At 64.3% G+C, this 15,627-nt stretch carries 14 protein-coding genes; 1 reads left to right on the top strand and 13 read right to left on the bottom strand.

Going from position 1 to position 15,627, the window contains the following annotated elements:
• Positions 1–8 precede the first annotated feature (8 nt).
• Entirely contained in the window at positions 9–2,792 is a 2,784-nt protein-coding gene (locus ACZ1JW_RS00200; RefSeq protein WP_465141543.1) for a phosphoenolpyruvate carboxylase, read from the top strand.
• A gap of 64 nt (positions 2,793–2,856) precedes the next feature.
• Here the strand turns inward: ACZ1JW_RS00200 and ACZ1JW_RS00195 are convergent, their stop codons facing one another.
• The 13 genes from ACZ1JW_RS00195 to cobA form a co-directional block, all read right to left on the bottom strand.
• Positions 2,857–3,939: a hypothetical protein gene (locus ACZ1JW_RS00195; RefSeq protein WP_465141542.1), complete on the bottom strand. Its 1,083-nt coding sequence runs from the start codon at positions 3,937–3,939 to the stop codon at positions 2,857–2,859.
• A 24-nt stretch (positions 3,940–3,963) separates the two neighbouring features.
• Entirely contained in the window at positions 3,964–4,467 is a 504-nt protein-coding gene (locus ACZ1JW_RS00190; protein WP_465141541.1) for an SH3 domain-containing protein, read from the bottom strand.
• Positions 4,468–4,948: 481 nt separating this feature from the next.
• Positions 4,949–6,049 (bottom strand): potassium channel family protein, encoded by a 1,101-nt coding sequence (locus ACZ1JW_RS00185; RefSeq protein WP_465142809.1) that lies wholly within the window; start codon positions 6,047–6,049, stop codon positions 4,949–4,951.
• A gap of 51 nt (positions 6,050–6,100) precedes the next feature.
• Complete coding sequence (locus ACZ1JW_RS00180) at positions 6,101–7,189, bottom strand: HupE/UreJ family protein (RefSeq protein WP_465141540.1); 1,089 nt, start codon at positions 7,187–7,189, stop codon at positions 6,101–6,103.
• A 28-nt stretch (positions 7,190–7,217) separates the two neighbouring features.
• On the bottom strand, positions 7,218–8,564 hold the full coding sequence (locus ACZ1JW_RS00175; RefSeq protein ID WP_465141539.1) for a tetratricopeptide repeat protein: 1,347 nt from the start codon (positions 8,562–8,564) through the stop codon (positions 7,218–7,220).
• 13 nt (positions 8,565–8,577) lie between these two features.
• A complete protein-coding gene (locus ACZ1JW_RS00170) occupies positions 8,578–9,303 on the bottom strand; it encodes a DUF4331 family protein (RefSeq protein WP_465141538.1) in 726 nt (241 codons plus the stop codon).
• Complete coding sequence (locus tag ACZ1JW_RS00165; RefSeq protein WP_465141537.1) at positions 9,303–9,974, bottom strand: hypothetical protein; 672 nt, start codon at positions 9,972–9,974, stop codon at positions 9,303–9,305. Before ACZ1JW_RS00165 ends, ACZ1JW_RS00170 begins: the two co-directional genes overlap by 1 nt.
• Before the next feature lie 176 nt (positions 9,975–10,150).
• A complete protein-coding gene (locus ACZ1JW_RS00160) occupies positions 10,151–11,554 on the bottom strand; it encodes an SLC13 family permease (protein ID WP_465142808.1) in 1,404 nt (467 codons plus the stop codon).
• Between the two features lie 72 nt (positions 11,555–11,626).
• Entirely contained in the window at positions 11,627–12,442 is an 816-nt protein-coding gene (locus ACZ1JW_RS00155; protein ID WP_465141536.1) for a phosphoadenylyl-sulfate reductase, read from the bottom strand.
• Between the two features lie 24 nt (positions 12,443–12,466).
• Positions 12,467–12,898, bottom strand: a complete 432-nt coding sequence (locus ACZ1JW_RS00150; protein ID WP_465141535.1) for a DUF934 domain-containing protein — start codon at positions 12,896–12,898, stop codon at positions 12,467–12,469.
• Positions 12,891–14,543, bottom strand: coding sequence for a nitrite/sulfite reductase (locus tag ACZ1JW_RS00145; RefSeq protein WP_465141534.1), 1,653 nt, complete (start codon positions 14,541–14,543; stop codon positions 12,891–12,893). The genes ACZ1JW_RS00150 and ACZ1JW_RS00145 overlap by 8 nt, the downstream gene beginning before the upstream one ends.
• Before the next feature lies 1 nt (position 14,544).
• Positions 14,545–14,841, bottom strand: a complete 297-nt coding sequence (locus tag ACZ1JW_RS00140) for a DUF2849 domain-containing protein (protein ID WP_465141533.1) — start codon at positions 14,839–14,841, stop codon at positions 14,545–14,547.
• Positions 14,838–15,608 (bottom strand): uroporphyrinogen-III C-methyltransferase, encoded by a 771-nt coding sequence (cobA, locus tag ACZ1JW_RS00135; protein ID WP_465141532.1) that lies wholly within the window; start codon positions 15,606–15,608, stop codon positions 14,838–14,840. Before cobA ends, ACZ1JW_RS00140 begins: the two co-directional genes overlap by 4 nt.
• Positions 15,609–15,627: the final 19 nt, after the last annotated feature.

Raw genomic sequence — 15,627 nt, 5'->3', positions numbered from 1 at the left:
CAGCAGACATGAAGACGGTCGCCAAGCTCAAGGCCAGGTTGCAGAAACTCCATGAGCGGACGGCCGAAACGCCGCTGTTCAACCCTGTTTTCCAGCTCAGTCACGATCTGTCGCGCCTGCTCGAAGGCGGCGATCTTGCGCTCTCCGACATCGACAGCCTTGTCGCCGAACTGGAGTGCGAAGCGCTGCAAAGCCGCGCTGCGCGCCTCAAGCGTCTGGTCGCGCCGACCGCACCGGCCGAAAACCTCGCGCTGATCGAGGCGCTCAACCCCGAAGAGGCGGGCTTCTCCGAATTCCGCCAGCGTTGGGAAAAGCCGCTGCTCCACGCAGTTTTCACTGCGCACCCAACCTTCCTGCTCAGCCCCGCACAGTCCGACGCGGTCGCTGCTGCCGCGCTGGCTGACGATCCGCAGGCCTCGACCGTGTGCACCGTCCCGCACGAGGGCCGGAAGATCACGCTCGATTTCGAGCATATCGAGGTCTGCAACGCGATCCAGCGCGCCGCCAAGGCGCGCGATGCGATCAACGCAACGCTACTCGGTCATGCACGCGAGCGCTGGCCCGGCCGCTGGCTCGATTTCAAGCCGCTGCCGTTCCGCTTCGCCACCTGGGTCGGCTACGACATGGACGGCCGTACCGATATCGGCTGGACCACCTCCATCGCCTTCCGCCTGCGCGAAAAGGCGCTGCGCCTTGCGAGCTATGCCGCGTCCCTGCGCGCGATTGACGATGCGCACCCGCTGCTCGCCACGCTTGACGCTGCCCACGCCCATTCGGCTGAGATGGCCGAGCTGTTCTCCGCGCCGCTCGACAGCCCCGAGGAACTGGCCGCTGTCGCCAACCGCCTCAGCGCCGATGATCCCGCCAAGCTGCTCAGCCTCGTCCCGCTGATCGAAGCACTTGAGGCCGAGGCCAAGAAGGCTGACGAGGCCAAGGCGATCCCGCTCGCAACCCTTGCGTCCGCCATGCGCGCTGACGGCCTTGGCATCGGCTGGATCCACTTCCGCGTGAACTCCTCGCAGCTGCTCAACGCGCTGCGCCGCCGGATCGACCCGGAAGGCACGCTCGACCTCGGCAGCAAGAGCGCGCTCTCGCGCCTGCGCGAATTGCTCGCCGACGTGAAGCCGCTGCGCGTCAACTTCGGCGCGCTCGCCATCGAGACCAGCACCGCAATGCGCCAGTTCCTGGTCATGGCGAAGATGCTCCAGCATATCGACGCTGACGCGCCGATCCGCATGCTGATCGCCGAGTGCGAACAGCCGCAGACCGTGCTCGCTGCGCTCTATTTCGCCAAGCTGTTCGGCATCGAAGGCAAGGTCGATGTCTCGCCCCTGTTCGAGACCGAGACCGCACTGGAACACGGCGGCCGCTTCCTCGAAGCGCTGCTTTCGGAAGAATCCTACCGCAGCTACGCCCGCCTGCGCGGCCGCGTCTCGATCCAGACCGGCTTTTCCGACGCCGGCCGCTTCATGGGCCAGATCCCTGCCGCGCTCGCCATCGAGCGCCTGCAGGGCCGCCTGGCCGAAGCGATGAAGGCCAATGGCCTCACCGACGTTGCCGCGCTGATCTTCAATACCCACGGCGAATCCATGGGCCGCGGCGCGCATCCTTCGGGCTTTGCCGACCGTCTGACCTGGCCGCTCTCGGGCTGGGCACGTCGCCGCTTTGCCCGCGCCGGGATCACCATCGAACCCGAAGCCAGCTTCCAGGGCGGCGATGGTTACCTGTTCTTCCGCAACGACGAACTTGCCCTCGCCACGCTAACCCGCATTGCCGAGCACGAGGCGCAAGATCAGGACCTGTCGGCCAAGGACCCGTTCTACGACCGCACCGACCTCAGCCTCGATTTCTACCGCTCGATCCGCCGCGTCCAGCGCGAACACCTTGAAAGCGCAACCTATTCCCGCGCGCTGACCGCGTTCGGCCTCGGCCTGCTCAAGGGCACTGGCAGCCGCGTCTCGCGCCGCCAGTCCGATATTGGCGCCGACCGCACGATGAGCCTGCGCCAGATCCGCGCGATCCCGCACAACGCCATTCTCCAGCAGATCGGCTATCCGGTGAACGTCATCGCCGGGGCGGGCACGGCTGCGGGCGAGGAGATGGAATCGGTCGCCGAACTGCTTGGCCGTTCGACCCGCGGCAACCAGCTCGTCCGCCTTCTGCGCGCCGCCAACGGCCTTGCCTCGATCAAGACCGTCGCCGCCCATGGCGAGTTGTTCAACTCGGCCTACTGGGCCAGCCGTCCCTATCGCGGCACCGAGACCGCGCTCGAGAACGCGTGCCTCGCGCTGGCGGACTATCTGACCAAGGACGACAGGGCAGGGGTCTTCCGCCGTCTCGTCTCGCGCCTGCGGGTGGACTGGATGAAACTCCACCGCCTGCTGACGCTGGTGCCGGGGCACAAGGCAGGCCGCGATCCTGCGCAGGATTCGGACCGTCGCAACATTGGCCTGCTGCAGTCCGTGCGCCTCGCGCTGCTGATGCACATGTTCATCCGCGCCGTGCAGGTTCCGCCTTTCGCCCGCTCGAACGACGTCAGCCGCGACGACGTGCTGGAAATGGTCCTGTCACTTCGCGTGGATGATGCGCTGGCCCAGCTGCGCCGCGCCTATCCGGTGATCGAACCCGAAATCACCGATTTCCCGGTGGAAGAGGAGACGGACTATCCGGATCATCGCGGCGAGGACTACGGCGCCATCCGTGCCCGCTTCATCGACCCCATCGAGCGCGCCCACGCCCTCAACATCCGCATCGCGGTGGCCATCGCGAATTACTTCGGTGCGCATGGGTAGTCTGAAAGACTGGAGCCAGAAGGTATGTCATCTGGCTCCTGACAACTGATCCTGAAACAAGGGCCTAATCGCCTTTCTCGTCCTCGTCCGGTTCGGGGTGATCCTCTCCTGCATGGGCCACATCGGCTGGTTCATTGTCCACCGGCTCCAGTTCCGCGCTCTCGTCGGAATGGGGCACGGAGGCCGTCGGCATTACCTCGGGTTGGGGCGTCGGCGGTTGCGGCTTTCCGGGCTGATTGGTGCCCGTCGCCGGCGATTCACCCGTAACCTTCACTTCATTGCTGCCGCTGGCTGCAGTGCTTGAAGGTTTGTCTCCGGTACCAAAGTCTCCGACCTTCTTGAGAAGAGGGACAAGACGCTGCGTGAAGCCCGCAGCAAACGCCATTACCGCCAGTCCATGCGGATTGTCGGTAGTAAGCGTCGTCGAGAGCGCCTGACCGCCAATCGTTACATCGATGAGCCTGCCCTTCACCATTGCTATCAGGATCGTACCGGACGCTGCGCCAACGAAAATGCGCAGGACGGCATTGCCGAAGTTCTCCAGATGGGGAGACACCGTCCAAGCGGTCCTCTCACGGAACTCGACTGCAATGGAGAAGAGCGCACCAATGCCCCCCACGCTCCCGGCAAGCCAGTAGATGGGCGAGACGCTTGTGCTCAGTCCGCCGTGCTCCCGCGTGAAAATGTCGCTGCTGAGCAACGTTGCAAGGCAGATCAGGCCCAGAGTGGCCAGCGCCGCAAATCCCAGATGCACAGTCCGCATTTTTGCAGACCTGGCATCGGCAAGCTCGTTGCGGACATTCGTCAGCATCGTCATCGCGCCGTCGATGTTGCCCTTGATGCCTTCGGCCAATCCGACTGCCAGCTTTGACATGCCGCTCGCAAGCAACATCGAGTTATGTGGCGAAGGATTCATTCGCAGATAGGCGATCAGGTTTTCGATCTCTGCTCGCAAAGGCGCGAGAGGTCTGATCGCATCTCGCTGGTTCACGCCGCTGGCATCGTCATCCGCGAACTGGATCATCACCCGCTCGTTGGTGCAATAGACCGCGAAACGTCCTGAAACCTTGGCGTGAACGGACTCGATCTTCGCCCCGGTGCTGTCCAGCGCACCGACGACGACATCCTTGACCTCGAAATCGGCCATTTGTCTTCTCCTGTCGTTGGGCGCTCAGACCGCCTTGAGGAAAGCGGCGTAGGCATAGCCATCGAGACGGCCATCACCTTCGATGTCCACCTGCAGCCATTCGGGATGCACATCATCCTTGTGTGTGTAGACCCGCGTATCCGCGGCCAGCACCGTGGCGACGTCGAAATTCGTGCCCGGGCCGTTGCGGAGCCGCAGTCCCGAGCGGGCGTTCACGATGCACAGCTTTCCTCGATCCGCATCGGCAAGGGGCACCGCGACGGGCACCGGCATCTGCTTGTGGCGGAACTGATTGCGTCCTTCGGTAAAGGCCTTGCGCAGCCAGGCCGGGGCGGTCGCGATCTTCCCGCCGTCACCCCAGCACGCTTCGCTGCCATAGCCGACATGGATCGTGAATGGCCCCATGTAGTTCACGCCAGCGCCGATGCCGGTCGCGCCCATTGCCGCCGCCGCGGTTACGAAGCTCTCGAAGATCGCAAGTTCATCCGGACGCTGGAAAGACAGGGCACGCCCATCCTTTTCGAGCATCAGGTCCGCCGCGCGGCCATTGTCGTGGCGGGTAGAGCCCGTCCGGGGTCCTCCCGATCCCTTTGCCGCCTGACCACCAGAAGTCACCCGTACGCGGTCTACGCCTGCAATGGCCCCGGCATTTGACAGCAGTGTGCGCAGTTCTGGTGCTATTGGCAGGCTACGAATTTTTCCTTTCGTATCTTCAAGAACATCGACCATCGATTACCCCCTATGTACAGCCCATGTTCGATCCAGAGGAGAATCTTGCCTTGGGAATGACTGCAAGGGCGGAGGTTATGTAATTTTACGTATCTAACAAATACAATTTGAAACATTTCTTTAAGTAATTGAAATGTATGGATTACGAATAGGCGTCGATATCCGGATTGCCAGCCGGAAGGCCATCGCGAATCCGGCGGCATCGAGTCGCAGAGAACGCGTAAGTAAATCCAATATGGAGTTATTGGGATTGCTGCAGTGTTCTACAGCTATTGTGCTTTCACCCTACGAATGTGCGCCCATGCTTGACCGGCCCGCGCGCCGCGCTGAACACGGCGCCGGCCGAAAGCCTGCTGCCGCGCACCACCAGCATCACCTTGTCGCCCGCTTCCAGCGTCACGTCTTCGCCCGGATGCTGGATCGACTGGCCATTTGTCCGGTCGATCTGCACGACGAAGAAAGCGCCATTGCCCCGACGTTCCGCCTCGCCGACGGTCTCGCCGGTCAGCGCCCCGTCCGGCAGCACCTGAACCACTTCAAGGTCCAGGCCGAAGTCATGCAGGTTGCGCCGCACCGTGCCGATGTTCTCCAGCGCATCGCCTGTGGCGGGGTAGAGGATCATCTCGACGATCCGCTCTGCCCCGATGTGCGTGGGCATGACCACCCGATCGGCCCCTGCATGGAACAGCTTGTTCTCGGTCGTCGGTGCCTCGCCGCGCGCAATGATTTCAATCGCAGGGTTCAGGTTGCGCGCCGATAACGTGATGAACACGTTGGCCGCATCATCCGGCAAAACGCTTGCCAGCACCTTGGCCCGCGCGATGCCCGCTGTCTTCAGCGTCTCTTCGTGGGTCGCTTCGCCCACCATGCACAGGAACCCTTGCGCCTTGGCATCCTCGGCCTTGGTGTGGTCACGTTCGAGGATCAGGAACGGGCGCTTGGCCTCGGTCATCGCCTTGGCCAGTTGCACGCCGATCCGGCCATAGCCGCAGATGATCACGTGGCCGTCCAGCTTCTCGATTTCGGTCATCATACGATCCAGCCCCATCAGGCGTCGGAATTGAAACAGAGTGAAGACCTGCACCAGCGCGCCGGTCAGCACGATCATGCCGGTGCACCCGAGCATGATCGTCGCGCTCGTCCACCAGCGCAGGAACAGGGTGTCGACCGGGCGGATCTCGCCATAGCCGACCGAGAACACCGTCAGCAGCACCATGTAGGCCGCGTCACCTATCGGCCATCCCGCAAAGACAAAGCCGCAGGTCGAAACCACATAGACCGCAAGGACGAAGATCAGCGTACCCGTCAGCAGCCGCAGTGGCGAGCCGAGCACGGAATTCGCCCCCTGCGTCAGTGCTGATGTATCGCCATCCCGTTCCATCGCGGCCCCTTCGCCCACGACGATAGGAGGGCGCAGGCAGCCTTGTCCATATCAGGAAGCGCCCAGTCTCTGGGTTAACCAGACAAGGGCGGCAAGCCCCGTCATCGCCGCCAGTACAAGCCGTGTCCTGTCCCCGTGCCGCCACCGCGAAAGCGCGACGATCACGGGAAGGGCCACCAGCACCACGCCAAGCTGCACCGCCTCGATGCCAAGGTTGAACCCGAGGATCGCTGTCGCCCGCGTGCCCGCGCCAAGGCCGAAGTTGCTGACGAGCGTGGCAAAGGCCAGCCCATGGACCAGCCCGAACAGCCCGGCCACGACGGGCTCTTTCCCTGGAAACACAGGCCGCGCGGCGTGGATTGCCGAAACCAGCACCGAAAACGCGATACCCGCCTCCACTGGCTGCGCGGGCAGGCGCACCCCGAAGAACGCGGCAAGGATCAGCGTTGCCGAATGACCCGCGGTAAAGGCGGTGACGATCCAGGCCAGCTTGACAAGCGTCTCGCGCCCGCTCCGCCCCGCGCTCCACCGCCCGCCCGCCGCGATCAGCGGCGCGGGCAACAACAGCGCCAGAAGGAACAGCAGGTGATCGTACCCTTGCGCAATATGATGCGCGCCAAGACCAAAGGCATTGCCGAACAACGCAAGCAGCCCCGCATGCCCCCGATCGACCACCAGTTCCGGCCTGCCCGCCGTCAACGCGCCGACAAGCTCGCGCTCTCCGCGCACGCCGCCCGCCAGATCGCCATCCACCACCAGCAGCGCAAAGTGGCTCGGCGCTTCACGCGTCACCACGTGCCAGCGCCAGCGCAAGCTGCGATCCGATGCACCCGTGGGTGGGGTCAGCGTCAGTTGCAAATGAAGGTCCGGTGGCCCGGCAATCTGCTCGAACGCGATCCGTTCAACGCCGATCGTCCATCGCCTGCCGTCAGGCGCCAGCACCGCCATGTCGGCCAGCACCCGCGCCTTGGCTTGCGCAAGGCTCTGCGGCCGGTTGTCGGTTGCAAGTCCGGTCGCATAGCCGAACTCGGCCTGCGGAACGACCACGTCGGCCTTCACGACTCCGGGGGCAAAATCGAGCCGGATTTCCGAATTGGGCGTCAGATGGGCAAGCGCAGGGACTGCCAGAAGTGCAGCCAACAGCGCCAGCAACGCGGCAACAGAGCGCCTAATCGTGCCCGAACCAGATGTAGCGCGCCGCTGGGGCCGTCGCCTTGGGATTGAGATCAAGCGCTTCCTCCCGCGCATCGTCGGCCGCATCCGTATCGCCAAGTGCGGTGTGGACATCCGCCAGCGCAAGGTAAAGCCCCGCGGATCGCCAGCCGGTCTTTTCCGCGCGCTCCAGCGTGGCCAGCGCGCCCTTGGCATCGCCGGTCAGCAATTGCGCCCGTGCCAGCAGGATCAGGCTCGCGCCGTGCGGCCTGCGCGCGGCATCGGCCTTGGCCACCGGCAAGGCCTTGGCCGGATCGCCCAGCGCCAGTTCGTGCTCAACCAGATGCGCCGCCGCCGCTTCGGGCAGCAGCCGGTAGCGCTCGGCCCAGATCACCGCCGCCTTGTCCGCCCACGCCCGGCTCTCGGCTCCGCGCCCCTGCAAGCGCAAGGTGAAGGCCAATGCGTCCATGATCTCGGGCAGGGGGGCCTTGGCCACAATCGCCTCGTAGCGCCTGACCGCCCCCTCCACATCGCCCTCCAGCGCCTGCTGCTGCGCCACATGGGCCATAGCCAGTGGATTGCCCGGAAAGAACCCATCCGCAAACCGCGCCCAGACGCCAGCCGCCTTCCAGTCGCCAGTGCCATAGGCAACCGTTACCCGCTGCAACGCGATCTGCGATTTCACGTAGCGGCTCAACTTGGGCGCACGCAGCACCGCATTCACCCGCCGCCGTGCCAGCGCCGCGTCACCCGTCCGCAATGCCAGCATGGATTGCCGCAGCGCCACGGCGGCGTTGTTGTCGTATTCCTCCGCCCGCGCATAGGCGAACCGCGCAGCCTTCATGTCACCGCGCTGGAAGGCAAGATCACCCTTCAGGCTCCACGCCCCCGCAGATTCGCCATCGTCCGGCTCGCCCACTTGCGCAAAGAACCGCGCCAGCCCCTTGTCCGCCGCATCGAGCCGGTGCACCAGCACCGAAACTTCAGCGCGGCTCAGGCTCGGGCCAGCCGGGAAGGGCGCTCCGGCCATCCCTTTGTCGAGCAGCGCATCGGCCTCGGCCAGATCGGCGTAGGAACCGCTCGCCCGGAACCGACGCACCAGCGCGCGCGCCAGCACTTCCTGCCGCAGCCACTCGTCCGGCCCGAGCGCCAGACGAGCCCGAGCGCCATCAACCCCGACCAGCGCCGCCTGCTCAAGTTCGGCCTGATTGCGCGGTCCGAACCATGGTTTGATCTCGGCTGGCAGCGGATCGGGCGGTCCCTGCCGCGCCTTGTACTTGTCAAAGCCAATACTGGCGGCGGTCACCAGGAAGACCGCCGCCAGCAGGATCCACGGCCATTTCAGGCCGGGCTTGTCGCTCATGTCCGTTGTTCCGTCAGGACTTGGTCGCGCAGATCTTGAGCTGCAGCTTTTCCACATCGTCCCCGATCAGGCCGAACAGCTTGTCCAGTTCATGCTCGTATTCGGTCAGATACTTCTCGCTGGTGACATCGCCCGTTGGCGTGTCGTCGTTGTAGCTGAGCTTCTTGGACGAACTGACCAGAGCCGTCGCAATGGCCGGATTGCCCATGCGGTCCACGCTGACATAGGCAGAGTCCGGATCGGTCCGGAAATCAAAGCCCGAGCCGGTCCCCGTAGCCACCTGCGGCGTTCCGTTTGGTGTCGCCAGGAACGGGAAGGTCAGTAGAAAGAATTTGTCATTGCCCGGCGGATCGAGCGGTACATTGGCCAGGGTGTTCGGCCCCTGTCCGGTCGCACTCATGTCGAGCAGCAGCGTTGCCAGCAGGATGTCGACGACCTGGTCCGATGGATGGCGTCCGTTGGGGAACTTCGTCGCCCGGGTCAGATCCAGCTTGAGCGTATCGGGAATGATGAACGACTTGAGGTTCGCACCGTTCTGCCCCTGAATCGGCTGCAGGAAGCAGTTGGTCGAGTCATACGAAACGGCCGTGGCGGTCGGTGTCGGCGTTGCGGTCGACGTGGTGCTCGGCAAGGGAGCCGGAACCACGACCTGACTGCCCGCACCATCCTCACCACAACCGGTGAGCGTCAGGGCGAGGGCGAGCGGCGTTGCCAGAAGGGCGATCTTGCGCAGGCTCATCAGATGTTCCCCCCGAAGCGCAGCGTCTGGCCCCACAGGCCAAGGTTGGTCACGCCAGCCCCCAGCTTCTCGTCCGGAATTTCCAGCACGATGGCAGTATCGTTCTGCCCATCGAAGAAATTGCGATCGTTGCGGATGCGCAAGGTGCCGGTGGAACGCGTTTCGCGGAATCCAATCAGGTCAAAGAAGAACGGCTCGTCGAACAGGCCGACACGGACCTTCACGCCATCCTTTTCTAGGTTTGTTTCAACCGGCCCCTCGATAGCCCCGGTCACGCCCGGTACGCCTTCGATCCGCACGCCCCACTCGCGCGGGCCTTCACCCTTGCCGAAGCGGAACTTGATCGTGAATTCCGGCGTGTTCGCGGGCGCTGCTGTTGAGATGTTGACCTTGTAGAGCACGTCGCGGTCATAATAGAGCGGCGTGGTTCCCGCGGCGGAAACCGGCCCCGCAAAGGTCATCGCGATCTTGGTCGTCCCGTTCGAATGCCAGGCGAAAACGTCGGCGATGTCGGCCGGAATGTCAGGATTGGGATCGACGCCGCCATCGGTACGGCTCGGCGGGTCAAGGTGATCGGCGCTCTCCGCCACCCCTGTCGGCAGCAGCATCAATGCGGCGAGGCTGGCCGCCCCGGCGCTTCCCGCCAGCAAAGTCCTGAAAATGCGGCGCACGACGAATCTCCCCACTGCGAATTCCGACGAAAGAACGTGCGACCACTCTTTCGCCTCATTCTGTGCGAACGGCTGTGCAAGTTCGCACAGCGATTCAGCCGGAGGCCGTTTTTTGCAACCTAACCCAAAACTTTATCCAAGGTGAAGCGCTAACTGGCAAAACTACGTAATACGCTTCAGATCACTGCGGCCACCGCCCAGACCACGCCGACCAGCAGGAACACGCCCACCACGTCGAGCGCGAACCCCGCCTTGATCATCGAGCGCATCGTGCAATGCCCGGTCGCCCACGCCAGAGCATTCGGCCCGGTCCCCGCAGGCAGCATGAAGCCCCATGTCGCGGCAAATGCAGCGGGCAGGGCCAGCAGGATCGGGTCCGCGCCCAGCGCCGCGACCAGCGCCGCCACAACCGGCATGATCCCGCTAGCCGCCGCGATATTGCTGGCAAACTCGGTCACCACGATCACGAAGGCCACCAGAACCAGCGCCACCACCGGCAGCGGCACATGCGCCAGCGGCAGCAGCATCTCGCCCATCCACTTGGTAAGGCCGCTCTCGGTCATGCCCATCGCCATGGCTAGCCCGCCGCCGAACATCAGAACCACGTCCCACGGCGCTCGGTTGGCCTCGGGCCATGTCAGCATCGGGCGACCGGTTCCGTCTGGCAGGAAGAACAGCACCAGCCCGGCCACCGCTGCGACCGTGCCATCGGTAAACCCGCCCTTGGGAAACACACCTTCGAGCAGCGGCTGGAACACCCACGCGAGGAACGCCAGCAGGACCACGGGCAACAGCCGCTTTTCCGCAACGCTCCAGTCCTTCGCATGACCTATCGCGTCACGGGCGGCGAGGGGATCGAAGCTGTCCTCGTGCAGGCGCTGCACCCGCGCGATGATCCACGCGGCCAGCGGCACGGCAATGATCACGATAGGCACGCCATAAAGCGCCCATTGCAGGAAGGTGACCTTGGTCCCCAGCGCCTTCTCGATCAGCCCCGCCGCAATCGCGTTGGTCGGCGTGCCGATCAGCGTGGCGAGCCCGCCAATGGAGGCGGCAAAGGCAATGCCAATCGGCAGCGCGCCGGCCATCCCTGCCGTCTCACCCTCGCGCACACCGCCTGCGCGCAGCATGGCAATCGCCATCGGCATCATGATCAGCGCGGTCGATGTGTTGGAAATGAAGCTCGAAAGCACCGCCGTCGCGGTCATCACGCCAAGCAGCAACTGTCCCGGCTTGGCTCCCGCCAGCCCCATGATGAACTGCGCCAGCCGCCGGTGCAGCCCGGTCCGCTCGATCGCCAGCGCCAGAAACGCGCCGCCGATGAACAGGAACATGATCGGTGAATAGTATGAGCCCGCCGTCTTGTTGGCATCGGCGACGCCCGTCAGCGGCAGCACCAGAAACGGCAGGAAAGCGGTGGCCGAAAGCGGCATCGCCTCGGTCATCCACCATGCCGCCATCCACCATACGAGGCCTGCCGCGCTCCACGCCGCATCAGGCATCCCGGCAGGCGCGGCTGTCAATTGCGTTACGACGAACCCGAGTGGCCCGGCCCAGAACCCGATCCTGCGCGCATCCAATGCCAAGCGATCACTCCCCACCTATCCCGGGGAGCGACCTAGCAGAGCGCAGTCACGACTGGCAAACGCCTATCAGAAGATTGGATCATACCCCGGCGGCAGTTCGTCGCCCGGCGTTTGTACGTCGGTCGGCTGATGGATGCCGCACTCGACCTTGTCCCAGCCCTTCCAGCGGCCCGAACGCGGGTCTTCGCCGGGAGCGACCTTGCTCGTGCAAGGCGCGCAGCCGATCGAGGGATAGCCCTGTGCCACCAGCGGATGAGCGGGCAGGCCATGCTCGGCAAAGTAGGCTTCAAGCGCGCCTTTGTCCCACGATGCCAGCGGGTTGATCTTCAATCGCCCTTGCGCATCCGAATGGTCGATCTCGAAGCGCGGCAGGCCAGCGCGGGTCTTGGACTGGAAGCCCTTGCGACCCGTCAGCGAGGCATCATAGTGCAGCAGCGCCTTGGCCAGCGGCAGGACCTTGCGGATCTCGCAGCAGCCATCCGGGTCCCACGACCAGCGAAGGCCGTTTTCGTCCTTCTTGGCGATAACCTCGGCATCGGGCTCGATGATCTGGAGATTGGTCATCCCCAGAAACCCGATCAACTCGTCGCGATAGGCCACGGTCTCGGCAAAGTGCTTGCCCGTTTCGAGGAACAGCACCGGCACGGAAGGATCGACCTCGGCAATAAGGTGAAGCAGGACAGCACTTTCTGCGCCAAAGCTCGAAACGACCGCAAGATCGCCCGCCAGCCCGTCACGGATCACCGAACGCAGCATTTCCTGCGTGTCGGTGCCCCGGAACAGGTGGTTGAGGCGGATCGCGTCCGTCTCGGTAAAGCGCGGGCGGGTATCGATTAGATCGATGGTCCGGTTTGCCGCGCGAGCGCTCTTGGTGCTGTCCATTGCTTCGTTCCTCGGGTCCCGCTCTCAGGCGGGGTGACGCTTCGCCCAGATTGCGGGGCGCCCGTCGACGGTCTTCTGGTAGACGTCCGGCCAGGTCGCGAAGGCCTTTTCGGCGGCCTCGGCGCTGATCGGCTGGTTCGGCGCAAAGCTGTCGAACCCGCAGCGACGCATGTGCGAGAGCTGGTCGAGCAGCACATCGCCTACCGCGCGGAGCTCGCCCGCATAGCCATGCTCGCGCAGGATGCGCGCCGCCGAATAGCCGCGCCCGTCGGTATAGGCCGGGAAGTTCACTTCCACGAGCGCGATCCGGTCGAGATGCGGCAGCAGCGCGCGCGCATCGTCACCCGGCTCGATCCGCACGGCCGTTGCGTTCGACTGGTCGGCAAAAGCATCGACGGTCACCGCCGGATCACCCACCGGCTCGTCATCGCGATAGCGCAAGTTCTGCTCAACCATTGACCGCCTCCTTGGCGTAGATCGCCTCCTTGAACGGAGCCATGCCGATGCGGCGGAAAGTATCGACGAAACGCTCCCCTTCGTTGCGCTGGGCGAGATAGACGTCGGTCGCCTTCTCCACAGCATCGACGATACCGTCCTCGTTGAAGCCGGGGCCGGTGATCGTGCCGAGCGAGGTATCCGCACCTTCGCATCCGCCGAGCAGGAGCTGGTAATTCTCCACGCCCTTGCGGTCGACGCCGAGGATGCCGATGTGGCCGGCGTGGTGATGCCCGCAGGCATTGATGCAGCCCGAGATCTTCAGCTTCAGCTCGCCCAGCTCGCGCTGGCGGCCAAGGTCTGCAAAACGCTCGGAAATCTTCTGCGCCACCGGGATCGAGCGGGCATTGGCAAGGCTGCAATAATCAAGCCCCGGGCAGGCGATGATATCGCCGATCAGGTCAAGATTCGCAGCGGCCAGCCCCGCTTTATCCAGCTTCTGCCAGATCGCGTAGAGATCGGCCTTCTTCACATGCGGCAGCACGATGTTCTGCGCATGCGTCACGCGCAGTTCGTCGAACGAATGCGCGAGCGCGAGGTCCGCCATCAGGCGGATCTGGTCGGCCGTGGCATCGCCCGGAATACCGCCAGTGGGCTTCAGGCTGATGTTGACGATGGCATAGCCCGGCTGCTTGTGGGCATGGACGTTCTGGTCCACCCACAGCGCGAAGTCGGGATCGGACAGGTCCAGCTCGTCCGAAAGACCAGTCTCGAAGCCCGGCTGCTCGAAGAAGCCCTTGATCCGCTCCAGCTCTGCCGCAGGCGGCTCAAGGCCAAGCGTCAGGATGTGCGCGAACTCTTCTTCCACCTGGCGGCGGTACTCGTCCGCGCCGATCTCGTGGACGAGGATCTTGATGCGCGCCTTGTACTTGTTGTCGCGGCGGCCATAGCGGTTGTACACGCGCAGGCAGGCCTCGGCATAGGACACCATCTGAAGCGGCGACACAAAGTCGCCGATCACCGGCGCGATCATCGGCGTACGGCCCATGCCGCCACCGACGTAAAACCGGCAGCCGATCTCGCCCGCGTCGTTCTTCACCAGCTGGATGCCGATGTCGTGCAGCTTCATCGCCGCGCGATCAGTTTCCGAACCGATGATCGCGATCTTGAACTTGCGCGGCAGGTAATCGAACTCCGGATGGAAGGTCGACCACTGGCGCAGCAATTCGGCATAGGGGCGCGGATCGACCAGCTCGTCGGCCGCAGCGCCCGCGAACTGATCAGACGTGGTGTTGCGGATGCAGTTGCCGCTGGTCTGGATCGCATGCATCTCGACCGAGGCGAGATCGGCGAGAATATCAGGTGCGTCCTGCAGCTTGATCCAGTTGTACTGGATGTTCTGGCGCGTGGTGAAGTGGCCATAGCCGCGGTCATACTTGTCCGCGATATCGCCCAGCATGCGCATCTGGCGGCTGCTCAGCGTGCCATAGGGAATGGCCACGCGCAGCATGTAGGCGTGAAGCTGCAGGTAGAGGCCGTTCTTCAGGCGCAGTGGCTTGAACTGGTCCTCGGTGATGTCACCGGCAAGGCGGCGCTCCACCTGGTCACGGAATTCCGCGACGCGGGCATCGACCATCGACTGGTCATAGCTGTCGTACTGATACATCTCAGATCACCCAGTTGCCGGCGGCGGGGTCGGCAGGCTTGAGGGAAAGGTCGAGGCGGACGGTTGGCCCCAGCGCCCGGATGCGGTCCTTGATGTGCGCCGGGCGCACGCCTTCGTCGGTCAGCGTGGCTTCGATCGCCTGCGTGTCGGTGACGATCTGCTTGGCGTTTTCGCGGGCGATGATCGCCTCGGCATGTTCGCCTGCTTCCACCGCATCGTTGACATGGCGCGACCAGCCTTCGCCGGTCCACCAGATCACGTCGCCGGTGCGCAGATCACTTCCGGTAATGACCTTCACTGTGCCGCCTCCAAAACTTGCTTCAATTCCATCATGTCTCCCCGGCCTGCCACTTCACCAATCACGATGAGGGCAGGGCTCTTGACCTTGTTGTCCGACACCAGCGGCCCAAGGCCCGCCAGCGTCCCGCGCAGCACGCGCATCTGCGGCCGCGCGGCATTTTCCACCACGGCCACCGGCATGTCGGGCGCAAGCCCGTCTGCCATAAGCTTTTCGGCAATCGCTTCAGCCGTGGCGACGCCCATGTAGATCACCAGCGTCCGGCCGACGCCTGCAAGGCCTGCCCAGTTCTGGTCGGTAAGGCCCTTGCACTGCCCCGCCACGAACGAGACGATGCTGGCGGCATCGCGGTGGGTGAGGGGGATCATGGCCGAAGCCGCAGCCCCCATCGCCGCGCTCACGCCCGGCACGACCTGTACCGGCACGCCTGCGGCAAAGCAGTCTTCCGCTTCCTCGCCGCCACGCCCGAACACGAACGGATCGCCACCTTTCAGGCGCACCACGTCGTTCCCGGCCAGAGCCTCGCGCACCAGCAGCGCGTTGATCTCTTCCTGACGCATCGTATGGCGCGACCGCTGCTTGGCCACCGAGATCATCCGGCAGCCCTTGGGGGCCATCGCGAGGATCGCCGGATCGACCAGCCCGTCATGCACCAGCACCCGCGCATTCATCACCAGCCGCGCTGCACGCAGCGTCAGCAGGTCCGGATCGCCGGGGCCAGCACCGACAAGGAACACGGTTCCGATTCTTGCAGAGGGATTTCTCATGAAGCGCAGATGGGCGCGA

Source organism: Novosphingobium sp. BL-A-28-Hi1-0D (genome assembly GCF_055521755.1).
Note: the sequence above shows the minus strand (reverse complement) of the source record. Positions and strands in the feature narration are given on the sequence as shown.